We start from the raw sequence: 25,423 nt of genomic DNA on the forward strand, positions 1-25,423 counted from the left end.
TGCACAAAATCTACCGTTGACTTGATCCGGATTGGACGATTGCTTTGCGTTCGCAAAGCGAGGCGTTGCGTTGTGGGACAGCCTATTCGCAAGCTTTAACGCGCCCACACAGAACGACGATTTGATCGCAAGTTTAAGCGAATCGGCCAGCCCGCCAACCGTGGATCAATTCAACTCAACGACCTGCACCGCGTAATTGGCATCGCGCAAAGCGGTGACCAATCGTTCGACCTGTTCCGCGTCGCGCGCTTCGCATTCAATGTCGGTGATGAGGCCTTTGGCCGGAAGAGTTGTGAAGATGCGTTGGTGATAAATCTCGATGATGTTCACATTGTGCGCATCAAACAATCGCATAACCTTGAACAAAGCGCCCGGACGATCCTGAAGCGTGACGCGCAAGCGCGCCAAACGCCCCTGCCGTGCGAGATCGCGCAACAAGACATTGGCCAACAACCGCGTATCAATATTGCCACCACACAGGACAAGGCCGATGGATTTGCCCTTAAATCGTTCTGGATTGTCGAGCACCGCAGCAAGTCCAGCGGCTCCTGCCCCTTCGACAACGGTTTTCTCAATCTGAAGCAGCAGGGCGACCGCTTTTTCCAAAACGGGTTCGCCCACCAAAAGGATATCGTTGACCTTTTCGGCGATCACTTGGCTGGTGAAATCGCCGGGCTTTTTCACGGCGATTCCTTCGGCCAGCGTGTCGCCGCCGCAATCGCGATCTTCGCCTTTGAATTTCGAGAACATGCTTGGGAAAAGGCCAGCTTGAACGCCGACCACTTCGGTGTCGGGATTCAATGCATTGGCCACGGTGGCCATGCCGGAAATCAATCCGCCCCCGCCAATCGGCGTGACGATGCAATCAAAATCAGATTTTTCTGCAAACATCTCAAGCGCAACGGTCCCTTGCCCCGCCGCGATTTTTGGATCGTCAAACGGGTGCACAAAGGTCAATCCGCGTTCTTTTTCCAATTCACGCGCATGGGCGTGCGCTTCGTCAAAGGTTTCCCCTTCGAGGACAACGTTGCCGCCGACGCTTTCGGTTTGCATCACTTTAACGGTAGGCGTTGTCTTTGGCATCACGATAGTCACCGGCACACCCAATCGGGTGCCGTGATACGATAGGCCTTGGCTGTGATTGCCCGCCGACGCAGCGATAACGCCGCGCCCCTTTTGCTCTTCGGTCAATTGCAGCAAAGCGTTGAGCGCGCCGCGCTCTTTATACGCGGCGGTGAATTGAAGGTTTTCGAATTTCAACCAAATGTCCGCCCCGGTAATCTGAGACAGTGTAATCGAATGCATCAAAGGTGTCTTGACCACCGCGCCATCAATCCGAGCAGCGGCGGCGCGCACGTCTTCGATTGTCAGATCGGCCGGCCCGGGGGCGGCGTCGAGATTTGTGGTTGATGCATTCATAGTGATCGCGCCTCTAATCCTTCATTACCGTAAGGGCAATTCAGAAGATTTGGCAATCGCGGCATTACCGATTAATCGACGCGGTTATGAACGAAACAAAATCAATCGCTTTCATTGGCCTTGGCGTCATGGGCGGGCCAATGGCCGGACACCTCGCTCGCGCTGGGCACCGCGTTACCGCCTATAACAGATCAACCAAACGCGCTCAGGATTGGGCGCAAGCTTGGGCAAAAGATGGTCTGAAACTTGATTTCGCAGATTCGCCAAAGGATGCGGCAAGCGGGGCGGAAATCGTAATGATTTGCGTGGGCAATGACGCCGATTTGGCCGCCGTCACGACGGGCGAGAACGGCGTTCTGAAATCTTTGGCAAACGGCGCCTTGTTGGTCGATCACACGACCACCTCTGCGGATATGGCGCGACAATTGGCCGAAGTGTGTTCGAGCAAATCCATCGATTTTGTCGATGCCCCGGTTAGCGGCGGCCAAGCGGGCGCAGAAAACGGACAGCTTGCCATTATGTGCGGCGGTGATGAGGCCGCGATGAACCGGGCCGAGCCCGTCATGCAGGCGTATGCCAAATCCATTGTTCATGTCGGGCCAAGCGGCGCGGGTCAGACCGCAAAGATGGCGAACCAAATGTGCATCGCGGGTGTTTTGGGCGGGTTATCCGAAGCGGTCCGGCTGGCGCAGGGCGCGGGATTGGATCTTGAAAAAACCTATCAGGCGATTTCCGGCGGCGCGGCGCAAAGTTGGCAGATGGACAATCGCTGGGCCACGATGACGGCGGACACATTCGATTTCGGCTTTGCGATCGATTGGATGCGCAAAGATTTAGGCTATGCCCTTGATGAAGCGAAACGGCTGGGCCTGTCGTCGCCGATCACGGCCATGGTCGATCAATTCTATGCCGATGTTCAGGCACAAGGCGGTAGCCGCCATGACACCAGCGCCCTTATCACTCGGCTGGCTAAGGCTTCCGAAACCCCACCTTCATCGTAAACCAATTCTTGATAGTGAGACCTCCAATGATCCGCAATCTTTTCGCGACACCTCGATCGCTTTCTATGGCCGCCCCGATGGCGATGGGCCTGATGATGGGCGCGACGTTGATGGCAACACCGGCGATGGCCGACACATTGATCTACAATGTGGATGGTGTGACCATTGATGAGGCGGGTGATGTAAAGCGTTTTACCGCAATTGTGTTCGATGATGACGGACGGATCACTCACACATTGGAACGGGGCGAGGAACGTCCCGATGATGTTGAGTTTGCATTGGACGGCGAAGGGCAAGTCATGTTGCCCGGCATGATCGATGCCCATGTGCATGTGATGGATATGGGCTTTGCCGCGCTGACGCTGGATCTGTCCGACACCAACAACCTCGACGAAGCTTTGGCCAAAATCGCTGCGTTTGCTGAGGAAAATCAAGGCCGCCCTTGGATTTTGGGTCGGGGATGGAATCAGGAGAAATGGGGCCTTGGCCGTTTCCCCACGGCGGCGGAACTTGATGCGATCGTACCAGACAGGCCGGTCTGGCTCGAACGCGCGGACAACCACGCGAATTGGGCCAACAGCACGGCAATGGAGAAAGCCGGCGTCACCGCCGAAACGCGAGATCCTGACGGTGGCAGGATCATTCGCGACGCTGCAGGCAATCCAACCGGCATTTTCATAGACAACGCGATCTCCATCGTCGGGGACAGCGTACCCGCACCGCGCCCTCAGGATCGCGACGCCGCCTTCGCGATGGCGCAACAACGCTTGCTCGCCAATGGTATTACCGCCGTGGCGGACATGGGCACACCGATGGTGGATTGGAACACGTTCCGCCGTTCCGCCGATCTTGGTCAATTGCGCATCCGCATCATGGCATACGCGGACAGTGTAGAAACGATGGAGCTCATCGGTGGCCCCGGCCCCACCCCATGGCTGTATGAAGATCGCCTGCGCCTTAATGGCATAAAGCTCTATCTCGACGGAGCCTTGGGATCGCGCGGCGCATCGCTCAAAGAACCGTATGAGGATGAGGCGAGCAGCACCGGCCTCCCCCTCACCACGCCGGCGCAATTGCGCAATCGGATGAGCCGCGCAGCTATGGACAATTTCCAGACCGCCGTTCACGCGATCGGGGATGCTGCCAATTCCGATCTGTTGATGGCCATTGCCGAATTGTCGCAAAGCTACACCGGTGATCGCCGTTGGCGGATTGAGCACGCCCAGATTGTCGATGTGGCCGATCTTGATCGGTTTGGAGATTTCGGCGTGATCGCTTCAATGCAGCCGCTGCATCAAACATCGGATCGAACCATGGCAGAGGCGCGATTGGGCGAAGACCGTTTAGGTGGGGCCTATGCATGGCGCAGCATTTTGGAAGTGGGCGGCCGATTGGCGTTCGGGTCGGATGCCCCGGTTGAGCCCGCCGATGCCTTTGCTGGCATGGCTGTCGCGATCTCTCGAACCGATGCGGATGGACAACCGTTTGGCGGATGGCGCGTTCAAGAGTCCATCGGCAGAGAGCAAGCCCTAGCCGCGTTTACATCGGATGCCGCCTTTGCGGGATTTGCCGATGGTCGTTTTGGCCGATTGATACCGGGCGAACGGGCCGATTTCCTGTTTGTGGACCGTGACCCGCTGCTGTCTTCACCACAAGACATCCGCAACACACAAGTTCGCGAAGTGTGGGTCGGCGGGGTTCGTGTCCTCAATCAGTAAGGCGCAATGGACCGCGCACATGGCCGGTCATGATGCTTAACAGATACAAGCAACCCACTACGTAGTGTTCCGTAGGTGGTTGATTTACTGCGCTATTTTCATATTTTGGTCACCGATAAAAACCAAAGAGACGCATGAGGGTGCAATGGGAATGGCTTCACCGCTTAACCCGCTGCTCCCTTGCCTGTCGTCTCCCATGGATCGGCTTGTCCAATCGGCGTTGATGCGTGACCTTCGCGTTGATCCGATGCCTATGACAATCGATCTTGTGCGATGGCGGGGGTGTAGCTCGATAGTTTGAACTGTTCTGACGGCAACTCCAGGCACAGTTTTTATCGGAAGTTGATGTTGTCAAACTCATTCTGCTCACGCGGTTTTACCGCGAGTTTAGTCGCAGAAACTCACTAGGAGAAACTTTGATGAAGATCCGTAACATCGCTCTGGCAACGGCGGCGCTTTCCCTTGCTGCTTCGCCAGCAATCGCAGAGGCTGCGTTTGACCGCTCGGTCGAGCAGGTCGAAGGGCAGAGCAAGGTTGGTGGTGCATCGACGCTTCTGATCGCGATTCTTGGCGCAGCCGCCGTTGTTGGTGGCATCATCGCCGCAACCAGCGACGACGATTCTGTTAGCCCATAACGACCAAAATCCTCTGCAGATAGGTCACGAAAGAGGCTCCGATTTCGGGGCCTCTTTTTTGTGTGCACCCGACTTTTCTATTCCGTGGGCTGTGCGGTTTTTTGATCGCCGTCGGCATCGGGATCTGATGCGCCCTCTGCTGCGTCTTCACCCTTTCTGGAACGCGCCATGGTCCGTTCTTGCAATCGCATGAGCAACAACGACCCTTCAAACAACAACAGCAACGGGATCGCCAAGATCACCTGACTTCCCGGATCCGGCGGTGTCACAATCGCGCCAAGCGCAACGATCCCAACAATCACGTAACGCCGCGCCCCGGCCAATTGTGCGCGGCTGACAATCCCTGCGCGATGCAACAACATCAACAAAACCGGCAGCAGGAAAGTCATCCCAAATGCGAGGATGAATTGCATCACCAAGCTAAGATATTCGCCGGCCGCAGGAAGCGCCTGCACCTCCAACCCTCCGGCATCGCCGCCAAAGCCAAGGAACCATCGAAATGCGGTTGGCATAACAATGTAATAGGCCAAGGACGCGCCGCCGATGAACAAAATTGGGGTCGCGATTAGGAAAGGCAAAAACGCCTTCTTTTCCTGCGCGTACAACCCCGGCGCGACAAACGCCCAAAGTTGATTGGCGATGATCGGAAAGCTAATCATGAACCCGCCAAACAACGCCACGCGCAATTCGACGAAGAAAATCTCTGGCAATTTGGTGAAGATCAGTTGCCCCTCGCCTTCGGGGAATGCGTCTTTCAACGGCTGCACCAGAAAGCCAAGAATCGGGTCCGCGAAGTAAAAACAAATTCCGAAACCGATCATCAACGCGATAACAGAACGCACCAAACGCGCCCTCAACTCAATCAAATGATCGAGCAACGGTGCGCGTGTTTCGTCAATATCGTCCACTTCAAACGCCATTGTCGCCTATTCCCCCGATTTCGGGGTTGGCGTGGTGGTCGAACCGGAGGTCGGCAAAGGCTCCGCCTTATCAACGACATCCTGAACCGACGCCGCAGCACCATCGTCGATCTTTGGCGGTGGCCCGGTCATGATGGGTTCGCCTGCGTCGGCCTCACTTGATGCGGCGGATCGTTTCATGATCGCCTCATTCTGCGCCTTCCACTTGGCTTCCATATCCTCCAACTCAGCCTCGCGAACCATCGCGTCAACGCCTGTCCGGAAATGAGAAGAGACCTTGCGGACTTTGCCAATCCATCGGCCCGCCGTGCGCATCGCAAGCGGCATGTCTTTTGGCCCGATCACGAGCACCGCGACGACAACGATTACGAACAGTTCAAGAGCGCCGATATCAAACATGATGTGGCTTGCGGTCTGCTTTCAAATGGGCCTTCGACAGGCCTTCACCCGGTGCGCAATCGCGCAACGCGGCGGGATTGGAACAAGGGAAATTAGCCGGGAGTATCGTTTGTTTCGCTGGCTTTCGTTTCAGAGGCAGTTGCGTCCTTAGCCGGGGATTCGATCTGTGCCTTTGGTTTTGACTCCGCGCCTTCTTCCTCGGTCATGCCCTTTTTAAAGCTTGAGATCCCTTTGCCGAAATCGCCCATCATTTCTGAGATGCGCCCGCGCCCAAATAGGACGAGCACAACCAAGGCCACGATGAGGATTTGCCAGATACCGATACCGCCCATGCGAATTCTCTCTTAATTGTCCCAGATGGGAATTGCTGTCGCCAATATAGGGACGAACGCCGCCCGATACCAGCGCGACCTTGATTACCTTGCTTCGCCGTCGTGATCGTCGGATTCGGCGTGCAAGCCTGCAACGGCATCCGCGCCCGATTCTCCCGATCCATCGTCGGATATTTCATCCGATTCTTGCTCAGAGTCCTGTTCCGATCCTTGATCGACTTTGGCGGCTTCATCAGCCGCTCCCATCGCTTCTTCAAATGCATCATCGACTGGGTCCAACAATCCCGACGCGCGCAGTTCGTCCATGCCTGGCAAATCGCGCCGCGACACCAAGCCAAAATGATCAAGAAACTCCGGCGTGGTCGCATAAATAACCGGCCTACCGGGGACATCTCGGCGACCGGCGAGCTTGATCCACCCGGCCTCCATCAAAACATCCAAGGTCCCGCCGCTGGTTTGAACACCACGGATCGATTCGATCTCCGCACGGCTCACGGGCTCATGATACGCAACAATGGCGAGCACTTCGGTGGCCGCGCGGCTAAGCCGACGAACCTGCTCCTTTTCCCGCCGCAACAAATGCGCAAGGTCCGGCGCGGTCTCAAAATGCCATCTCTTGCCGCGTTCGACCAAATGCACGCCGCGCGATTGGTATTGTTCCGTCAATGATTTCAACCGCTCGCGAACATTCTGCTTATCCAAACCACCCAAGTGATCGGCCAACGCGTCCACCGTCATTGGTTCTTCTGAGGCGAACAACGTCGCCTCCAACGCCCGCTCGATCGCGTCGGGTACAGTGTTCTCAGTTTCGGTCGCTTCGGTGCGTTCTTCGCTCATGCGGACGCCCCTTCTTTCAAACGGCGAATACGCAGCGGTTCAAAGGCCCCTTCCTGTGCGATTTCTGCCCGACCCAATCGCGCCAACTCCAACGCCGCAACAAAACTCGACGCAAGCGCCGATTTGCGCAGCGCAGGTTCCGCATGGCGCGGCAGAAAATCGCGAATTTCCATCCATTCCAACGTGACCCCCAACATGGCCGACACACGATCCAGCGCGCTGTCCAGTGTCATAACCGGCCGATCCGAGACGTGATAAATACGCGGTGCAGTGCGTGCTTTGACCTGCCCATACGCCTGAATCAGAGAGAATGCGTCGCTCTTCCACATAGTCTTGCGGTCGGTGCGCAGGCCTTCAGGAGCGCCTCTTACAAATATGTCGCGTCCGATCCTGTCGCGCGCCATCAATCGCGCCGCCGCTTCGCGCATGGCACCCAGCCGTTGCAGCCGCAATTGCAGCCTTAACGCCAATTCTTCTGGGCTTGGATCTTCTTGCTCATCCTTGGGCAGCAAAAGAGCGGATTTCAGATAGGCCAGCCACGCCGCCATAACCAAATAATCGGCCGCCAATTCCAACCGCAGGTCCTGCGCCCGTTCAATATACTCAAGATACTGATCAACCAAAGAAAGGATCGAGATTGCCCGTAAATCAACCTTTTGACGGCGCGATAGGTCCAGCAAAAGATCGAGTGGCCCTTCCCAACCATCCAGTTCGAGATAGAGCGCATCATCGCCAGATTTCGCACCCTGACGCGGTACGTCGTCCGGAGGCCAATTCTCGGGCATGTTCGCATTGGGCTCACTTTTACCCATTGCTCCGCCTGTCAGCATGAAACCATCTTGTTTGGTCTGGGTCATCCTGCGGCCTCACCCATTGCTGTCGCGAGCAAGGCATCCCGCTTGGCCAACAATTCGTCACGCTCTTGCGGAATAGTGTCGGCGATGCGCGTGGCCGATAGGGCGCGATCCAGTCGTTCTTTCGTCAGTTCGCCCATCGTGGGCAAAACGTCGCATATGCTGACCATATGGTCCATTTTTGCCCAACAATTTAGAATGATATCACAACCAGCGGCATGGGCCCGCGCAGAGCGCTCAGGGATCGTCCCGTCCAACGCCTCCATATCGATATCGTCGGTCAACAATAGACCATCGAACCCGATCGCGCCGCGGATCACATCGCGGATGATCGTTTCAGACAAGGTGGCAGGGTGATCGGCATCCCATACGGGAAACTTGAGGTGCCCCGTCATCCCGATCAAAACCGAACTGAGGGACCGGAACGGCGCAATGTCATGTTCCAGCTCTTCTGCGGACGCATGGACGGTGGGCATTTCTTTGTGCGTATCGACCATGCTGCGCCCGTGCCCTGGCATGTGTTTTACGCATCCGGTGACACCGCCCGCTGTCAATCCATCCAAGATTGCGCGACCAATGGCAGCCACTTGCATCGGATTGCTGCCCAAAGAACGATCGCCGATCACGTCGTGTGCGCCCGGCTGCCTCACATCAAGCGGTGGGTGATAATCCACCGTGATGCCCATCGCCGATAATTCCAGCGCCATGGCCTTTGCGCTGGCGCGGGCCGCTTCGATTGCGCTGGCCGGGGCAAGATCAAACAGTCTGTCGAACGCTTCGCCAGCGGGATACGCAGCCCAATTCGGAGGGCGCAACCGAGCGACGCGGCCGCCTTCTTGATCGATGGAAATAAGCAACCGATCGCGGCCATGAAGATCGCGCAAATCGTCGGTCAATGCGCGCAATTGAACAGGGTCCACACAATTGCGCCCAAACAGGATATACCCTGCCGGGTCCGCCTCTTTGAAGAAGGCGCGCTCATCGGCTGTGAGTGTTGGGCCGGAGCATCCGAAAATTGCCGGAATCATAAGCGAATCCTCGCAGCGCCGACGCGTTCAAGCAAGCGCGCTAACCATCCATCGCGGGTTTTTTCGCCAGAAATGAGCGGGAATCGACGCGAAGGGGCGATTTTGGTCCGAAAACCGATCAATCGCCCTCGTTTCGCAGTTCAATGCTTACGGCTTGACTTGGCAGTCCAACCCATCCGCTTTCAACGCGGCGCACAATTGATCGGCCGCGGCGCGATCGCTGGCGACCGCCTGAAGGCGATAGACCGTACCGATATCCACGGTGCCCTCTTCGATGCGATAGCGCGCACCCGAAAGCGCGTCGGTGCGACGGCTCAGATCATTCCACCCTTGTTCGGCGCGTGCGCGCGAACTGTAGGCTGCAAGTTGAACGCCAACGCCGCTCGTGCTTGTCGTTGCTGAGGAGGAGCCGCCGCCAGCACCGGATCCGTTGCCACTGTTACCAGCAGCATCAACGCCTGTTCCTTGGGCGCTCGAACCATCGGTGTTCAACACACCTTCTGGCGTGCCACCGCCGCCAACGACAGGTGCGACATTGCCTGTGCCCTCAAATTCTTTGCCACCGGGATCATCCGGGCGCACTTTTGTGGGTCCATCGGGCGCTTCGATCAAACTGCCATCGGCAATTTGTTGATCGCCGCTTGGACGGTTTGAAAAGTGCCAGATCGCACCGATGATCGCGAACAGCAAAAGCGCGAGGATCAGGAAAAGCGCGATGAGCCGTACGGTGTCCACACCGCCCGATCCTTCGTCTTCTTCATCCGCTTCGAGCCATGGCAAGCTGTCGTCTTCCGACAGATCCAATTCACCTTCATCCGTTTCACCGGATTCAATGTCTTCGTATTCGGCTTCAATAATCACCGATCCGCACCCTCTTACATTCTATCGACAGCTTCCACGCCCAACACGCGAAGCCCGTTACGAAGAACTTGCCCTATTGCAGCGGCAAGGAAAAGCCGACCTGAGGATAAACCCTGATCCTGTTTCAAGATGAAGCGCTTTTCTGTGTCAGTGTTACCCAAACTGTAGAAAGCGTTAAGGTCTGTCGCGAGGTCATACAGGTAGAATGCGATCCGGTGGGGTTCACGCGCCTTCGCAGCCGCTTCGACTTCGCGTGGGAATTGAGCTGCCCGCCGAATCAGGGTGATTTCTTCATCCCCAAGCTGTGCGATGTGATCCGCCGACGGGGAAACACCCTCATCGTCCGCAGCTTTGCGAATCGTCGATTGAATGCGGGCATGGGCGTATTGAACATACCAAACGGGGTTGTCTTTTGACGCCTCCACCACTTTGGCAAAATCAAACTCCATTTGCGCTTCGGGCTTGCGGGTCAGCATCGTGAAACGAATGATGTTCTTCGCTACATCGCTGCCCAATTCTTCGACCATGTCGGAAATGGTGATGAAATTGCCCGACCGTTTGGACATTTTAACCGGTTCACCGGCGCGCATCAATTGAACCATCTGGACCAATTTTACGTCAAACGGGGTGGGTTTACCCTTCCCTTCTGAAAGGGCCGCAACGGCCGCCTTGATCCGTTTCACGGTGCCTGCGTGATCCGCACCCCAAATATCAATCAGCTCATCGGCGCTTTCGGCCTTTTGCATGTGATAGGCCAAATCGGCACCGAAATACGTCCATGCCCCGTTTGATTTCTTGATCGGGCGATCTTGATCGTCGCCAAATTTGGTCGACCGGAACAAGGGTAGCTCAACCGGCTCCCAATCCTCTGGTGGGGCTTTGCCTTTGGGCGCCTCGAGAACGCCGTCATAAACAAAATCATGCTCCCGCAGCCACGTTTCGGCGGCGTCGGGTTTCTTGGCCTTATGCAGATCGGCTTCGGATGAAAAAGTGTCATGATGGATACCGAGCAGCGCGAGATCGGACTTGATCAGGTCCATCATCCGCGCAACGGCTTCCGCCCGGAAAACCGGCAACCATTCCTCTTCCGGCGCATCCTTGTGCGCATCGCCCAAGGTTTTCGCCAAGGCTTCTCCGACGGGAATAAGATAGTCGCCAGGATACAGCCCTTCTGGGATGTCACCGATCGCGTCGCCCAACGCTTCGCGGTACCGCAAATGCGCAGAACGGGCGAGCACGTCGACCTGACCGCCGGCATCGTTGATGTAATATTCGCGGGTTACCGTGTGTCCGGCCAATTCGAGCAAGCTCGACAAAGCGTCCCCGACCACTGCGCCCCGGCAATGGCCCATATGCATTGGCCCGGTCGGATTGGCAGAGACATATTCCACATTCACCGATGTTCCCGCCCCCATGGTGGAACGGCCATAATCATCACCTAGCTCAGTGATTGCGCGCAATTCATCCAACCAGGCGCCCGATTCCAAACGCAGATTGATAAAGCCCGGTCCGGCAATCTCGGCGCTTACCACGCCTGCTTCGGCCTCCAGCTTGGCGGCGATTTGTTCGGCCAAAGCGCGCGGGTTCGTTTTCGCCTGTTTGGCCAACACCATTGCGGCATTGGTGGCCAGATCGCCATGCGAGGGATCGCGCGGCGGCTCCAGCGTTACGTTCTTGAACGATGCATCGGATGGCAAAACGCCATCCGCAACCAAGCCGTTTAAAACAGCGTCAACAGTGCCCGAATAGGCAGAATACAGAGTTTTCATATCAGTCATCTCACGAGCGCGCCTAGCGCAATCAGAGGAATGGAAAAAGCCAATAGATCATCGCGACACTCACGCCGGGGGCATCATGACACCCGGATGAGCGCCCATTGCAATGCGCCCAATAGGCGTAGGTACAAAAGGATCGCGCCCCTGTCGGAGCGTTCACATCAACGCGTGGCGTTGTAGGCCAATTGCTCTTCGGTTAGTTGGAAACCAACCAGCATTTCGAACCGAGTACGGGCGATCGCGGCGCGCACTTCGGGGTTGGCAAGCGGGTCAAGCGCCGCCTCTGGATCGCCGGCCCGTCGTCGTCGGGTGATCCGTTCGCGAATATCTTCGGGTAGCGACGCTGCAGAACGGTTCACAAACGAACCCGCCTTACCGCTAGCTTCCGCGCGTTCTTGCCCGTCGGCAAAGGTCAACGTCACTTCGCCCAGTCGTTTTGTCACAACTGCGCTTCCGCCTTGAAGCACGGTGACGAAATACGGCAATGTAACCGTACGCGCACCGCGCACATCGGTGCGCCGGGCGCGCACATCAAATGTGGCTTCGGAATAGACGCGGTCGGTCGTGTCATCACATGTCGACCGCAGATTGGTCATCGACGCAGAGATATCCAGATCGCCCGATGTTGCGGTGCCGCCCGCGCGGAACGTCGTAACGTCGCCGGTGTAATTCGGAATGCCAACCGCAGGGCACGACGTCAAAACCGACGTAATGCCGACGCCTTGATCGACGACCAACGCACCTTCTTGCGAACAGGCCCCCAATGTGGCGACCATGGCAAGAACCGGAGCAAGCACCGGAAATTTTGATCCGTGCAAAGCGGGCAGGCGAAGCGTCATTGAAATTTACCCTCGAATATATCGTCCAACCGGCGATCATTCTCGCCAGACACGATCTCGCCCTAGCGAGACACAGAGCAAAGCGCTAGAGGGGGACGTATGAACGCACCCTTTCAAGAATCCTCTTCGCCCTCTTCGTCCGATAATGAACCGCTCAACTTGTTGATTGCTGCGCCACGCGGATTTTGCGCCGGCGTGGATAGGGCCATTGAGATCGTCGAAAAATCGCTCGAGCGGTTTGGCGCGCCGGTCTATGTTCGCCACGAAATCGTCCACAACAAATATGTTGTCGAAGGACTAAAGGCGAAGGGTGCGATTTTCGTCAAAGAGTTGCACGAGGTTCCCGGTGATGCGCCGGTCGTGTTTAGCGCGCATGGCGTTCCCAAAGCGGTCCCCGCAGAGGCAGAGCGGCGCAACATGATCTATCTCGATGCGACCTGCCCGCTGGTGTCCAAAGTTCATCGCCAAGCGGAACGTCAATTGGAAAAAGGGCGTCACATCATTTTCATCGGCCACGAAGGTCATCCCGAAGTTATCGGCACAATGGGTCAGGTCGAACCGGGCGAAATGACATTGGTTGAAACAATCGAAGACGTCGACACTTTGCCGTTTGCCCCTGATGAACCGCTTGCCTATCTCACTCAGACGACATTGTCGGTGGATGATACACGCGAAGTGATTCAAGCGCTTGAACGGCGGTATCCGGACATTAGCGGGCCCAAAGCAGAAGATATCTGTTACGCCACATCCAACCGCCAAGCCGCGGTGAAGGAATTGGCGCACGATTGCGACTTGGTGCTTGTCGTGGGTGCCCCCAACAGTTCAAATTCGTTGCGCCTCGTCGAAGTGGCTGAACGGTTGGGTACGCCGGGCAAGTTGATCCAACGCGCCGATGAAATTGATCCAGCGTGGCTCGACGGGGTTGGAACGATCGGCCTTACCGCAGGCGCTTCCGCACCCGAAGTTCTGGTGCGCGAAGTGGTTGATGCGTTGGCCGCCTTGCGACCAGTCCACGAAAAAACAATCACCGCAGCCGAAGAAAAAATGGTCTTTAAGCTGCCGCGTCAATTGACCGAATAAACTCGGCGGGCGTTGCGATATGGCGGTTTACACACATCTTGGCGCGGAAAAGCTTGCTGAGTTGATAGGGCATTTTGATGTCGGGGATCTGGTGTCGGCTAAGGGTATTGCCGAAGGGGTGTCGAACTCCAATTGGTTGATCGAGACAACCGGCCCTTCGACCGCCAGCGATGGCGAAGGTGGCCGCTACATTCTTACCATGTATGAACGTCGGATTGAATTGGCCGACCTGCCGTATTTCCTCGGCTTGCTTGATCATTTGTCGGCGAAACAATGCCCGGTACCGCGGACGATCCATGATCGTGATGGCAACGCATTTCGCATGCTGGACGGTAAAGCCATTGCTCTCATTGAGTTTTTGCCCGGAGTGTCACCCAACACAGCGACGCCTGAACAAGCATACGCCGTGGGCGAGACGTTAGCACGGTTGCACGCGGCGAGCGCGGATTTCCCGTTGAACCGTGAGAATACGATGGATTTCGCCAGCAATTTGGCGGTTCTGGAAACGTGCGGCAGCGATGGCCTTGCCTCGATCAATCCGTTGCTGCCCGCGATGATTGAACCGGCACGACAGGCTGCCGCCCTCAATCTGAACGAATTGCCCAGCACACAAATTCACGCCGACCTTTTCCCGGACAATGTCCTAATGCTGGGCGATCAAGTCACTGGGTTGATCGATTTTTACTTCGCATGCACCGGCGCGATGGCTCTGGATATCGCGGTGACGCACGCGGCGTGGGGCTTTGATACGGCCACCAACGCCTTCAATCCCGAATGCGGGTCGGCGGTTTTGCGCGGTTATGAAAGCGTTCGGCCCATTGGCGATGATGAACGGGCTTTGCTGCCCGAGATCGCCAAGGGCGCGACCTTGCGGTTCGTGGCCAGCCGTGCGGAAGATTGGCTCGACACCCCCGACGATGCCTTGGTCATGCGAAAAGATCCGATGCAATTCGTTTCGCGGTGGCGATTTTACGACGAACACGGCGCCGACGCCTTTGCCTGAACCGTGCGATTGGGCATAGATCGCCGAGTTGGGATCAAGAATATGAAAAACGTAGAGATTTTCACCGATGGTGCTTGCAAAGGCAATCCCGGCCCCGGCGGCTGGGGTGCGTTGCTACGCAAAGGCGATCATGAAAAGGAATTGTGTGGCGGAGAGGCAGACACCACCAACAATCGTATGGAGCTAAAGGCCGCGATTGAGGGTCTATCCGCGCTTACCGAACCGTGTGCGGTGGATCTGTATTCCGACAGCAAATATGTATTGGATGGCATGACCAAATGGGTCGAAGGATGGAAACGTCGCGGCTGGGTCAACGCCAGCAAAAAACCCGTCCGCAATTCCGATCTCTGGCACCAATTGATCGACGCTGCGGCGCGGCATCAAGTGACTTGGCATTGGGTCAAGGGGCATTCCGGGCATCCGGAAAATGAACGAGTCGATAAACTGGCCAGCGATGAAGCGGATCGGTTCGCAGCCGAAGGGTAGGCGGTCGAATTCCGGCGCAGGCCTCTCTCTTCCTACGAAAAACGGGCGCGCCGCCAAAGCGACACGCCCGTCGGATTCGTTCTCAAAGATCAGCGGTTAGCTGTTGTCTTCGGTCGGCGCATTTGGGCCGTTCTTCTGAATCGAAGCGATTGCGTTCTTCGCGCTATCCTTGCTGGAATAGCCTTGCGTGGAGAACATCACTTCGGAATTGTAGCTAAAGCGAACGCGGAATTCGCCGGCTTTGTCTTTGTAGATTTCAAATTTGTGAGCCATGTCTGCTCTCCCTCGTCGTGTTGAACTTGACTTGTATCTTACAGATAGCTCCGGGCGTGGCTACCCCGTGACGCGTGCTTTTCGATCGGAAAAACGGGCAGGCGCGTAATTAGATGTATCCACACCGCGTGTCAGCGTGTCGGGACCGTGTCCCAATAGGATCTGTGCCCCCACCCGCGCCGCGGCGGGCGCCGTCTGAATCCCAAAGCCGCCTTGTCCCGCGAACCAATCGAAACCCGGAACTATCGGGTCGGGCCCGTAAACAGGCAGACGGTCGGGTGCAAAACTCCTTAGCCCGGCCCAGCGACGCTCAACCGCGAGAATGCGCCAATTGGTGACGTTTTCAAAACGGTCGATGGCGCGCGCGACATCGATTTCTTCGGGCGCTGCATCGCATGGCACACTGGGGATCTCGTCATGCGGACTAAGCCACAAGCGGCCATTGTCAGATTTAAAATAGAACCCGCCTGAGACGTCCAAGACCAACGGCAAATCGTCGGGAGCAACCGGATCGACTCGCAATTGCGCCACGGTCCGGCGTTTTGGCTCGATTCCCAATGCTTGCGCCCCGGCCCACCGTGCAATGTCATCGGCCCACGCACCTGCCGCATTCACAACACGCGCCGCGCGATAGGTGGAACCATCGCGGCATGTAATCCGCCACCCGCCATCTTCGCGATCCAAACCGACCACCATCGCCCGGCACGATAGATCTACGCCCGCTTGCTTCCCTTTGGACAAGTAATGTTGGTGCAGCCCGGCAACATCGATATCCGCGCAGGCCGGTTCCCAGATCGCGTCGTTCCATTCCGGTTTTATCTGCGGGACCCGTGTCGCCAACGCGGACGCTTTCAATCGCTCTATCGTGACCCCGGTCCCAGCGAATTCATCTACAAAGCCATCCATCGCCGCTCGATCTTCTTCGCGCCCGATATACAGCGCGCCGCGTTGCCGCAAAAAGCCGTTATCGCGCAGGTAATTGCCCGATGCCAAGGTGAGCGGGACCACACCCGGCCCACCGTAACATTCTTCCCAGAACGCCGCGGATCGACCGGTCGAGTGATAGCCCGGCGTGTCCTCCCCTTCGAGAACAAGCACTTTTGCATAGGGCGCGAGTTCAGCCGCGAGGCTGGCCCCTGCCATCCCCGCACCGACAATCGCAAAATCGTAAAGCCCGTTCGCCATTATTCCCCAAAGGCCACCGATGGCGATAGTCGCGTCGGTTGTGATGCGGCATTCTTGGGAGCCACATCGTCAAGAAACGCTGCAATACCCTGCATCATACGATCGCGCACCGCATCGACCTCGCGCAGTATTTCATGATGCGCCTCTTCGCCAAACTCTAACAATCTGCCATTCGGCAATCGCGAAACCGCCCGGACATTGGCATCGTGGCTGACCAATTTATCCGATGATGTAGACACAATATACACCGGGGTTTGCACTGCCTCTATTGCACCCGGCTCTTCCAACCGTCGCCACGACGCATAGGCTCGCTCTACCCATCGCCAGCTCGCCGGGCCCATCACCAATTCGGGACGCTGGTTACGCCACCACAATTCATCGTCGTAACGGTCGCCATCATGCGTCAACAGGCTGGATCGGCTTGCAGGCACTTCGCCCGGCTTTTCGCTCCACTTCCACGCTTGTCGAGTGGGTTCACCCACCGCGTTCATCATTTTCGCCACCCCGTGCAGGAAAGCCATGGGCAACGGCGGGCCGCTCAACCCCAACATTGGCGCGCTCAGAAAAACAGCATCCGGCGCAAAACGTTTATCGACCAGTGCGCGCATTATCAGATGCCCGCCCATCGAATGCCCGGCCAAGACGTGCGGCCCCGGCGTCTCGTCGATCCATTGCTGCCAAAAGTGCGCTAGATCATCGACCCATGTTGTGAAATCGTCGATATGCCCGGTCACCGCATCTTTGCCCAAGCGCCCGGACCCGGCCTGACCGCGCCAATCCGACGCGGTCACACGCCATCCGTCGCGGTGCCATTCTTCTAAACTCTCGAGATACTTTTCATACGTATCTCCACGTCCCGGCATGAAAAGAATCGACCCGCGCAGGCCGGTCTCATCTGCATCATTGCTTGTGTCACCGGGCCAATCGATACGCCTTAGCGAATGACCATCGGCCGCGCTCCATGTGCTTTCCGCGGCGTGGGGCGGGATTGAACGCCGGTCGATACCCCCATTCCTGTTGGCATTGTGCGCCATTTCTTCGCTCAATTGGGCTTCCTTAAGGTTGGTGTCGGCCATCCTAACGAGACGCCTCCGATCTTGGTTACTATTTGGTAAGCACTCGCCTGTAGCACCGCCATCCAAGAAGGAAGCGCGAAGGAAATCCCCTTCGCAAATCTCTTTCGGGGGCCACATGCTGATGACCACTATTCAATACGGGCTGCTGATTGCCTTGGCAATTGCGCTGATTTTTGCCGCTGTTACCGATATCCAGCGGCGTCAAATCGACAATTGGTTGAACATATGCATTGCGCTTGGCGCACCGGCGTTTTGGTGGGCCAGCGGCCTATCGCTTTGGCCGGATATGGCGTGGCAGATTGGTTTCGCCGTGGTGATCACGTCGTTGCTGATGGGCATATTGGCGATCGGCTATAACACCGGCATTCTATTTATAGGCGGCGGCGATGCAAAGTTGCTGGCTGCTTTGTCGCTTTGGCTGATGCCAATGAATTATCTCAGCTTCCTCATTGTTATGGCGATGTTCGGCGGCCTTATGGCTGTCGGCTTTATCGCCCGTCGAATTGTGTTCAAACCCAAAACGCCCGGCAGGCTCCCCTATGGGGTCGCCATCGCGTTTGGCGCGCTTTGGGTGCTTTTTCCAAAACTTATTGCGGTTCCGACCTTTGCTTAGGGTCCGGCGTGAACCCGATCTTAACCAATTCGGACTTAATCGTTGCAACCATACCCGCCCGAAATTTCTTGGGGCCGACATTAGGGGGCTAATTAGCCATGGATAGGAAGAAACTGGTTCTGTTGCTTGGTGCGCTGGTCGTTGCGATTGGCAGCGCGTTCCTTGCGCGGAGCATGTTCGCAGGTGACGGTGCGCCAACAGCAGAGGCAGCCGTACCAGAGAAGCAAGGCCCTAAAGTGTTGGTCGCAAACCGCGCCCTTCCCGTGGGTACGATCATCACGGCCGATGCCATGGGCTATCAAGATTGGCCCGAAGAACTCGTCCAAGACGCGTACTTCATCGAAGGTGAAGCCGATATGAGCGGTCTGCTCGGTACGGTTGTGCGTTTCCCGGTCACCGCTGGTGAACCTGTGACTCAAGGGTCGCTGGTTAGCCCTGGCGATCGAGGCTTCCTCGCTGCGGCGCTTGGCGCTGGTATGCGGGCCGTCACGGTGCCTGTGTCAGCCAAAACCGGTGTTGCCGGCTTTGTCTTCCCGGGTGACCGCGTTGACATGGTCCTTACCCAAACGGTTGAGGGCGAAGGTCGTCCATTGAAAGCGGCAGAGACTGTTCTTCGCAATCTGCGCGTTCTCGCGACCGACCAAACAACCGAACAAGTTACCAATGAAGAAGGCAAAACTGTTGTCCGCGCATTCCGTACGGTCACTCTCGAAGTGACGCCGGAGATCGCTGAAAAGGTCGCGGTTGCCCAAACCATCGGTCAGCTCACCTTGGTGCTTCGTTCAATCGCCGACAACCAAGCCGAACTGGAACGCGCTATTGCCGCAGGTGATGTGCAGATTCCTGAGAACGCTTCGGCAGAAGAAGAAGAGCGCATCCTTCGCACGGCCATGGGCCAACCAGTGGATAGCGGCTCAACCTTCTCAACCGGTGGTGATGTGTCGCGTTTCCAACGTCGCAATGTGCCTTCACAAGACGACGGCAATCGTCGTCCGCAACGCACCGCACCGGCTCCGGGCGTCCCTGCCCAAGTCAACGGCGCGCCAGTGAACACGGGCCCTACGGTCCGCGTGAGCCGCGGCAAAGCCACCACCGAAGTTCCCGTTGGGGGTTCGGTGAGCACAGCGACCGCCCGCGGCGCTGGCCAGGTTAGCCAAACCGTGCCTGCCGCCGGTCTGACGGTTCGTTGAGGGAAATGATCATGTCAGCCGAAACACACAGCACGACGATCCCGATCAACACGGTCGGGACCCAATCTGGAAAATTCACGGGGGGGCAGAAAATGAAAGCCCAATTGAAAATGAAAACATTTGCAAAGGCATTGCTTGCCGGTGTCGTCGCGTTGCCCATGGTGGCCGCGCCGTCCGGTAGCGCAACCGCTCAGCAAGTCGTCAGCCCAAGCCAAGAGATCGTTTTGTCGATCGGTCGCGGTGAACTTGTGACCATTCCCGGTTCCATGACCGATGTGTTTGTTGCCAATGAAAACGTGGCAGACGTTCAAATCAAATCTCAGCGTCAGCTTTACGTGTTTGGTAAAGCCGGTGGCGAAACAACGATCTACGCCAGCAACGCACGCGGCGATGTGATCTTTTCCGCAAACATTCGCGTTGGTTCAAACATCGGCAGCATCGATCAGATGATGGCGCTCGCCATGCCGGACGCTCAAGTAAGCGTGGCAACGATGGGCACCAACACTGTGTTGTTGACCGGTACAGTTGCAGCCCCTGAAGACGCCGCCGAAGCCGAACGCCTTGTTCAAGCGTTTCTTGGCGCGGACGCAAACGTCATCAGCCGTCTTCGCACCGCGACCCCGCTTCAGGTTAACCTGCAAGTGAAATTCGCCGAAGTCAGCCGCAGCCTCGTTCGAACGATCAGCGGCAACCTCCAATCTGCCGATGGCACCAACGGTTTCCGTTTCGGGGCAGGTACCGGCCGTTCAATCGGCGGAACCGAATTCAATTTCGGCGGACCACTTGGTGCTGGTAACGGCGCGGCTCAAACTTCGTTTGTCCTCCCCGATGGCACACAGATTGTTGGCCCATCGGTAGACTCACAAGGGGGAACTTCGCTCGCAGGTCTTGGCCGATTGTTTGGTTTGAACCTGCTCGGCGCGCTCGACCTTTCGGAACGTCTTGGCCTTGTGACAACCTTGTCTCAGCCAAACCTGACTGCGCTTTCGGGCGAAACAGCGACCTTCTTGGCCGGCGGCGAATTTCCAATCCCGATTTCTCAGGGTCTGGGCAACGTGGCCATCGAATATCGCGATTTCGGTGTAAGCCTCGCTTACACACCAACGGTTCTGGCCAACGGCCGCATTTCAATGCGTGTCCGCCCAGAAGTCTCTGAGCTTTCGAGCCAGGGCGCCGTTACTCTCAACGGTTTTCAGGTACCGGCTCTGACGATCCGTCGCACAGAAACAACTGTGGAACTTGGCTCTGGTCAAAGCTTCATGATTGCCGGCCTGTTGTCCAACAACGCGCAAAACGCATTGGATAAAGCGCCCGGTCTTGGCGATGTGCCGATCTTGGGCAACCTATTCCGCAGTCGCGATTTCCGCCGTGGTGAAACGGAATTGGTCATCATCGTAACGCCATATTTGGTTCAGCCGGTGAACGCTGGTGAAATCAAATTGCCGACCGATGGCTATCACTCTGCCAATGAGTTTGAGCAACTGATCACCTATCAGGACAATTCCGGTGTCAGCGGTGAAAGCCGCCCGGGACCAACCGCCGCTGGTGATGAGGCCCCAAATCCCGACATCAGCAACGCTGATCCGGCCGCCATCGTTCCAAACGCGCCGCAAAACCCGCGTCGCGCCGATGATACACGCAATCGTGCCCGCGAACGTCAAGCTGACGCCGCGACGCCCGGTTTCAGCCTTTAATTTCAGCGAAAGGTTCAGATCATGAACAAGCCACGCAAAAGCAAATTGATGGGCGCAGTTGCCCTTTCGCTCGGCCTCGTTGCGGCGGGTTGCGCAGGAATGCCAACAAACACGTCGCTCTACAGCACCAAACAACCGGTCGTTGAACGCACCAACTTTACGATGGATGTGGACACGAACCGCTCAGGCCTCTCGATTTCAGAACAACAACGTTTGAACGGTTGGTTTGAAACGATGGACCTGTCTTACGGTGATCGTGTTAGCATCGAAGACCCCGGCAACAATCCGGCGGTTTCCAATGCCGTCAACGATCTGGCCGCGCGTTACGGCATCATTGTCAGCGCCGTTGCTCCGACAACGGTTGGCATGCTCGAACCGGGCAAAGCACGCGTTGTGATCACGCGGTCCAGCGCTTCTGTTCCTGGATGCCCTGATTGGTCGGCCAAATCCGATTCAAACTACTGGAACGCAACCAGCCCCGGCTATGGTTGTGCCGTGAACAGCAATCTGGCCGCTATGGTCGCCAATCCCGAAGACCTTCTCGAAGGTCAGAGCGGGACCGGTGAAACCGTTGTCGCGACCGGCACACGGGCCATTCAAACCTATCGCGAAACCGCACCGACCGGTGCAGGCGGACTTCAAAACGCAACTGGCGGAGGAAACTGATCCATGACTGCTCCTTGGAAATCGGGTCTCCCCGGCAATCGTGACGCCTTTGCCGCCTATATTTGTGACGATGCCGCACTCGACGTGCTGCGCCCAATCGTCATCGAAATGGGTTGGCAGCCGGAAAAGTGTAACAAGGGCGGCCTGCGCAATGCGGTCCAATCCTTGTCCGTCAGCGCAAGTCCGGCGATCCTTTTGGTCGACCTGTCCGAAAGCGGCGATCCGCTGAACGACATCAACGCTTTGGCGGAAGTCTGTGAACCGGGAACCGTCGTGATTGCGATTGGTCAGGTCAACGATGTTCGCCTCTATCGCGACCTTCTCGCCAGCGGCATCCACGATTACCTGCTGAAACCGCTGAATGCACAGGCCGTGCACGATGCATTGAACGGCGCTCTTGCAGTGTTCACATCACCCAAGGCCGGCGATGGTGAAGCGGTCAAACGCCACATCTCAACCGCGATTGTTGGAACACGCGGCGGTGTCGGCGCGTCCACTCTTGCAACGTCGCTATCTTGGTTGTTCAGCGAACATCACCAGGTGCCCACGGCATTGCTTGATCTCGACGTGCACTTCGGAACAGGCGCGCTCGCGCTTGACCTGGAGCCGGGTCGTGGCCTGACCGATGCGATCGACAATCCCAGCCGGATTGACGGTCTGTTCATCGAACGCGCAATGATCCGTGCGAACGACAATTTGTCGATCCTTTCGGCGGAAGCTCCGATTAGCCAACCGTTGATGACCGATGGGTCTGCGTTCGTACAATTGGAGGAAGAATTCCGCCAAGCGTTCGAAATGACCGTCATCGATCTGCCACGCAATATGCTGATCAACTTCCCGCATTTGCTCGCCGATGTGAACCTTGTCTTGCTGACTTGCGAACTGACGCTGGCTTCGGCGCGTGACACGATCCGCATTCTGTCTTGGCTGAAAACCAACGCGGCTCACGCGCATCCTATGATCGTCGCCAACAAAGTCCAACCGGGCGTGGCAGAGATCAGCAAGGCCGATTTCGAAGCCTCAATCGAACGCAAAGTCGATTTTGCCGTTCCGTATGACATCAAAGCCGCGTCAAACGCCGCCAAACTTGGCCAAGTGTTTATCGAAGCGAACAAGTCATCCAAGGCGACCGCCGGAATCAAGCAAATCGCCGAGCGTGTTTTAGGCGCCAGCGAGGAAGATCTCGCTGCCGTCAGCGAACAAAAGAAATCACTGCTTGGTGGATTCGATCTGAAAGGCCTCTTGGCCAAGAAGAAGAGCCCCGAAGCAGAGCCAGCCGAATAAGCTGGCATGATTGGCGCCCCCGCGAACGTGTTTCTCACGTTGTGCGGGCGGCTCCAATCCACACTTTTCAGCCATTGGCCAAGGCCAGAGGCACAAGAGACAGAGCAAAGCTAAGGGCAATCGCCTGGACCTTTGTCACTACAATCAACCAGTTGCGCCGATCGGGCACAACACAGGAATAGGCAAACGAGGCCGACATGGATTTCTTCGATACCCTGCTCATCACGGTGGTGATCTTTTCCGTGCTCGTTGCCGGCTATTTTCTGATTGCCGGATCTGGAACGGGCAAAGCACAAAAGCGGCGCCTTGAATCGCTGCGCTATCGCCATTCCGAAAGCACCGACGCCAAGGTTGAGTCTCAATTCAAGAAAGCCATCGCGGCCCGGAAACCAAAATCTCATCAGGTAGCCGGATCGGGATCGCGTCTCGAGGCGCTTGAAATGCGCCTCGACCGGACCGGCAAAGGCTGGGCCGTTTCGCAATATGTGTATGCATCTTTGGGCATCATCATCGCGGTTGCGGTGTTGGTTTTCTTACAAAGCGGCGCGCCGCTGCTATCGCTTGGCGTTGGCGCGGTTGCGGGCCTCGGTATACCGCATCTTGTGGTCGGATTTCTGATCGGAAAGCGGACCAACAATTTCAACGCAAAATTCCCTGATGCAATCGAACTTTTGGTGCGTGGTCTTCGGTCTGGTTTGCCAGTGACCGAGACATTGGGCGTGGTTTCGCAAGAAGTGGACGGCCCAGTTGGCATCGAGTTCAAAGGGATCACTGAACGGATCAAAATCGGTAAAACGATGGAAGATTCCCTCCAAGAAACGGCCGACCGTCTTGGCATTCCGGAATTCAACTTTTTCTGCATCACCTTGGCGATCCAACGTGAAACGGGCGGTAACTTGGCGGAAACTCTGTCGAACTTAGCCGACGTTTTGCGCAAGCGCTCTCAGATGAAGCTGAAGATTAAAGCGATGAGCTCTGAGTCGAAAGCTTCCGCTTACATCGTTGGTTCTTTGCCGTTCATCGTCTTTGGCCTGATCTATTGGATCAATCCCGAATATCTGGGCGGGTTCTTCTACGAAGATCGCTTGATCGTGGCTGGCCTTGGCGGGCTGTGCTGGATGAGCATCGGCGTCTTTATCATGGCCAAAATGGTCAGTTTTGAAATCTGATCCGGGGAAATTAGGAACATGCTAAACCAAACTCCCGGCCCCACGCTTCTTGGCTTTGATATCGTCCTTGTTGGGACGGTCTTGGCCGGTCTTGCTGCCTTTGCGGTGATCATGGCAATCTACGCCGCGGTCACGATCAAAGATCCGATGGCAAAACGCGTAAAATCGCTCAACGATCGCCGCGATGAATTGAAAGCTGGCATCGTTACCGGCGGCACCAAGAAACGCGCCAGCCTGGTGCGCAAATCCGACACGACCGACAAGGTTAAAGACAGCCTTGGCAAGTTGAACGTGCTCGAACAAAGCCAAATTCAGGCAGTTCAGCAAAAGCTTGCCCATGCGGGTTATCGCAACAAAGAACTGGCCGTAATCGTCATCGGCTTGCGCGCGATCATGCCGATCGTGCTTGGCGCCATTGGCTTCTTGATGATTTACGTCGTCGAATATTTCCCAGATTGGGGACCAATGACCCGCCTTGGCGCGGTGTCGGTGATGCTGATCGCTGGTTATAAAGGGCCCGAATTGTTCCTTTCGAACAAAGCATCAAAGCGGACGCTTGAAATCCAAAAAGGTCTGCCAGATGCCCTCGATCTGCTCGTGATCTGTGCCGAAGCCGGTTTGACCGTTGATGCAGCGTTCAACCGCGTGGCGAAAGAATTGGGCAGGGCCTACCCGGAATTGGGCGATGAATTCGCGTTGACCGCGATTGAGATGTCATTCCTATCAGAACGCAAAATGGCGTTTGATAACTTGGCCTATCGCGTCAACCTCGAAGCGGTGAAAGGCGTTGTGACCACCATGGTCCAAACCGAAAAATACGGTACGCCGCTCGCATCTGCTTTGCGCGTCTTGTCTGCAGAATTCCGTAATGAACGCATGATGCGCGCCGAAGAAAAAGCCGCACGTCTTCCAGCGATCATGACCATTCCGTTGATCCTGTTTATTCTTCCGGTGTTGTTCATCGTGATCCTTGGCCCTGCGGCCTGTTCGATCTCCGACGCTCTTATCGACCCAGTCGAATAAGCAAACACACCCAACACCAAACAAAGAGGGCCGGCCTGCCATAGCGCAGATCGGCCCTTTTGC

Annotated in this window: 27 protein-coding genes; 13 read left to right on the top strand and 14 right to left on the bottom strand. The window is 56.6% G+C overall.

Annotation, left to right across the window (positions count from 1 at the left end; genetic code table 11):
- Positions 1-165 precede the first annotated feature (165 nt).
- Positions 166-1,419: a threonine ammonia-lyase gene (locus tag BQ8290_RS01070; RefSeq protein WP_108786888.1), complete on the bottom strand. Its 1,254-nt coding sequence runs from the start codon at positions 1,417-1,419 to the stop codon at positions 166-168.
- An 86-nt stretch (positions 1,420-1,505) separates the two neighbouring features.
- Here BQ8290_RS01070 and BQ8290_RS01075 point away from each other — a divergent pair, with 86 nt between their 5' ends.
- The 3 genes from BQ8290_RS01075 to BQ8290_RS01085 all read left to right on the top strand — a co-directional run bounded on the left by BQ8290_RS01075 (position 1,506) and on the right by BQ8290_RS01085 (position 4,773).
- Entirely contained in the window at positions 1,506-2,420 is a 915-nt protein-coding gene (locus BQ8290_RS01075; RefSeq protein WP_108786890.1) for an NAD(P)-binding domain-containing protein, read from the top strand.
- Positions 2,421-2,497: 77 nt separating this feature from the next.
- A complete protein-coding gene (locus tag BQ8290_RS01080; RefSeq protein ID WP_108791695.1) occupies positions 2,498-4,138 on the top strand; it encodes an amidohydrolase family protein in 1,641 nt (546 codons plus the stop codon).
- Between the two features lie 419 nt (positions 4,139-4,557).
- Positions 4,558-4,773 carry a hypothetical protein gene (locus BQ8290_RS01085; RefSeq protein WP_108786892.1) on the top strand — a complete coding sequence of 72 codons (216 nt, stop codon included), beginning with the start codon at positions 4,558-4,560 and terminating at the stop codon, positions 4,771-4,773.
- A 77-nt stretch (positions 4,774-4,850) separates the two neighbouring features.
- On the opposite strand, the gene tatC is transcribed toward BQ8290_RS01085, so the two are convergent.
- The 9 genes from tatC to BQ8290_RS01130 form a co-directional block, all read right to left on the bottom strand.
- The gene (gene tatC / locus BQ8290_RS01090) at positions 4,851-5,693 is read right to left on the bottom strand and encodes a twin-arginine translocase subunit TatC (RefSeq protein WP_108786893.1); all 843 of its coding nucleotides are present in this window, start codon (positions 5,691-5,693) and stop codon (positions 4,851-4,853) included.
- 6 nt (positions 5,694-5,699) lie between these two features.
- Positions 5,700-6,092, bottom strand: coding sequence for a Sec-independent protein translocase protein TatB (tatB, locus tag BQ8290_RS01095; RefSeq protein WP_108786895.1), 393 nt, complete (start codon positions 6,090-6,092; stop codon positions 5,700-5,702).
- A 92-nt stretch (positions 6,093-6,184) separates the two neighbouring features.
- Positions 6,185-6,424, bottom strand: coding sequence for a twin-arginine translocase TatA/TatE family subunit (locus BQ8290_RS01100; RefSeq protein WP_108786897.1), 240 nt, complete (start codon positions 6,422-6,424; stop codon positions 6,185-6,187).
- A gap of 84 nt (positions 6,425-6,508) precedes the next feature.
- Positions 6,509-7,261, bottom strand: coding sequence for an SMC-Scp complex subunit ScpB (gene scpB, locus BQ8290_RS01105; protein ID WP_108786899.1), 753 nt, complete (start codon positions 7,259-7,261; stop codon positions 6,509-6,511).
- Entirely contained in the window at positions 7,258-8,046 is a 789-nt protein-coding gene (locus BQ8290_RS01110) for a segregation and condensation protein A (protein WP_337661476.1), read from the bottom strand. Before BQ8290_RS01110 ends, scpB begins: the two co-directional genes overlap by 4 nt.
- A gap of 68 nt (positions 8,047-8,114) precedes the next feature.
- Positions 8,115-9,143, bottom strand: a complete 1,029-nt coding sequence (nagZ, locus tag BQ8290_RS01115) for a beta-N-acetylhexosaminidase (protein ID WP_108786901.1) — start codon at positions 9,141-9,143, stop codon at positions 8,115-8,117.
- A 147-nt stretch (positions 9,144-9,290) separates the two neighbouring features.
- Positions 9,291-10,004 carry an SPOR domain-containing protein gene (locus tag BQ8290_RS01120; RefSeq protein ID WP_337660882.1) on the bottom strand — a complete coding sequence of 238 codons (714 nt, stop codon included), beginning with the start codon at positions 10,002-10,004 and terminating at the stop codon, positions 9,291-9,293.
- A gap of 14 nt (positions 10,005-10,018) precedes the next feature.
- A complete protein-coding gene (argS, locus tag BQ8290_RS01125; RefSeq protein WP_108786902.1) occupies positions 10,019-11,782 on the bottom strand; it encodes an arginine--tRNA ligase in 1,764 nt (587 codons plus the stop codon).
- A gap of 158 nt (positions 11,783-11,940) precedes the next feature.
- Positions 11,941-12,618: a hypothetical protein gene (locus BQ8290_RS01130; RefSeq protein WP_337660883.1), complete on the bottom strand. Its 678-nt coding sequence runs from the start codon at positions 12,616-12,618 to the stop codon at positions 11,941-11,943.
- A gap of 99 nt (positions 12,619-12,717) precedes the next feature.
- Here BQ8290_RS01130 and ispH point away from each other — a divergent pair, with 99 nt between their 5' ends.
- Genes ispH through rnhA form a run of 3 tightly spaced genes read left to right on the top strand, consistent with a single transcriptional unit; the run spans position 12,718 to position 15,187 of the window.
- Positions 12,718-13,698 (top strand): 4-hydroxy-3-methylbut-2-enyl diphosphate reductase, encoded by a 981-nt coding sequence (gene ispH, locus BQ8290_RS01135; RefSeq protein ID WP_108786904.1) that lies wholly within the window; start codon positions 12,718-12,720, stop codon positions 13,696-13,698.
- Positions 13,699-13,717: 19 nt separating this feature from the next.
- A complete protein-coding gene (locus BQ8290_RS01140) occupies positions 13,718-14,701 on the top strand; it encodes a homoserine kinase (RefSeq protein ID WP_108786906.1) in 984 nt (327 codons plus the stop codon).
- Positions 14,702-14,743: 42 nt separating this feature from the next.
- Positions 14,744-15,187, top strand: a complete 444-nt coding sequence (rnhA, locus tag BQ8290_RS01145) for a ribonuclease HI (RefSeq protein WP_108786908.1) — start codon at positions 14,744-14,746, stop codon at positions 15,185-15,187.
- A 96-nt stretch (positions 15,188-15,283) separates the two neighbouring features.
- Here the strand turns inward: rnhA and BQ8290_RS01150 are convergent, their stop codons facing one another.
- Genes BQ8290_RS01150 through BQ8290_RS01160 form a run of 3 tightly spaced genes read right to left on the bottom strand, consistent with a single transcriptional unit; the run spans position 15,284 to position 17,679 of the window.
- Complete coding sequence (locus tag BQ8290_RS01150) at positions 15,284-15,460, bottom strand: DUF1508 domain-containing protein (RefSeq protein WP_108786910.1); 177 nt, start codon at positions 15,458-15,460, stop codon at positions 15,284-15,286.
- Positions 15,461-15,520: 60 nt separating this feature from the next.
- Positions 15,521-16,645 carry an FAD-dependent oxidoreductase gene (locus BQ8290_RS01155; RefSeq protein WP_108786912.1) on the bottom strand — a complete coding sequence of 375 codons (1,125 nt, stop codon included), beginning with the start codon at positions 16,643-16,645 and terminating at the stop codon, positions 15,521-15,523.
- Positions 16,645-17,679, bottom strand: coding sequence for an alpha/beta fold hydrolase (locus BQ8290_RS01160; RefSeq protein ID WP_108791703.1), 1,035 nt, complete (start codon positions 17,677-17,679; stop codon positions 16,645-16,647). Before BQ8290_RS01160 ends, BQ8290_RS01155 begins: the two co-directional genes overlap by 1 nt.
- Positions 17,680-17,842: 163 nt before the next feature.
- Between BQ8290_RS01160 and BQ8290_RS01165 the strand changes: the two genes are divergently transcribed.
- The 5 genes from BQ8290_RS01165 (at position 17,843) to BQ8290_RS01185 (ending at position 23,168) form a co-directional block, all read left to right on the top strand.
- The gene (locus tag BQ8290_RS01165) at positions 17,843-18,334 is read left to right on the top strand and encodes an A24 family peptidase (RefSeq protein ID WP_337660884.1); all 492 of its coding nucleotides are present in this window, start codon (positions 17,843-17,845) and stop codon (positions 18,332-18,334) included.
- Between the two features lie 98 nt (positions 18,335-18,432).
- Positions 18,433-19,524 carry a Flp pilus assembly protein CpaB gene (cpaB, locus tag BQ8290_RS01170; RefSeq protein WP_108786916.1) on the top strand — a complete coding sequence of 364 codons (1,092 nt, stop codon included), beginning with the start codon at positions 18,433-18,435 and terminating at the stop codon, positions 19,522-19,524.
- 92 nt (positions 19,525-19,616) lie between these two features.
- On the top strand, positions 19,617-21,218 hold the full coding sequence (locus BQ8290_RS01175; RefSeq protein WP_108791705.1) for a type II and III secretion system protein family protein: 1,602 nt from the start codon (positions 19,617-19,619) through the stop codon (positions 21,216-21,218).
- A 21-nt stretch (positions 21,219-21,239) separates the two neighbouring features.
- Entirely contained in the window at positions 21,240-21,884 is a 645-nt protein-coding gene (locus BQ8290_RS01180) for a CpaD family pilus assembly lipoprotein (protein ID WP_108786918.1), read from the top strand.
- Positions 21,885-21,887: 3 nt separating this feature from the next.
- A complete protein-coding gene (locus tag BQ8290_RS01185; RefSeq protein ID WP_108786920.1) occupies positions 21,888-23,168 on the top strand; it encodes a pilus assembly protein CpaE in 1,281 nt (426 codons plus the stop codon).
- Between the two features lie 67 nt (positions 23,169-23,235).
- On the opposite strand, the gene BQ8290_RS15045 is transcribed toward BQ8290_RS01185, so the two are convergent.
- Entirely contained in the window at positions 23,236-23,367 is a 132-nt protein-coding gene (locus BQ8290_RS15045; RefSeq protein ID WP_337660885.1) for a hypothetical protein, read from the bottom strand.
- Here BQ8290_RS15045 and BQ8290_RS01190 point away from each other — a divergent pair.
- Together BQ8290_RS01190 and BQ8290_RS01195 are read left to right on the top strand one after the other, a co-directional pair.
- Positions 23,366-24,337, top strand: coding sequence for a type II secretion system F family protein (locus BQ8290_RS01190; protein ID WP_108786922.1), 972 nt, complete (start codon positions 23,366-23,368; stop codon positions 24,335-24,337). The two genes, BQ8290_RS15045 and BQ8290_RS01190, sit on opposite strands and share 2 nt — an antisense overlap.
- An 18-nt stretch (positions 24,338-24,355) precedes the next feature.
- The gene (locus tag BQ8290_RS01195; RefSeq protein ID WP_108786924.1) at positions 24,356-25,360 is read left to right on the top strand and encodes a type II secretion system F family protein; all 1,005 of its coding nucleotides are present in this window, start codon (positions 24,356-24,358) and stop codon (positions 25,358-25,360) included.
- Positions 25,361-25,423: the final 63 nt, after the last annotated feature.

The organism is Erythrobacter sp. Alg231-14, assembly GCF_900149685.1.
In the GTDB taxonomy this organism is placed as follows: domain Bacteria; phylum Pseudomonadota; class Alphaproteobacteria; order Sphingomonadales; family Sphingomonadaceae; genus Erythrobacter.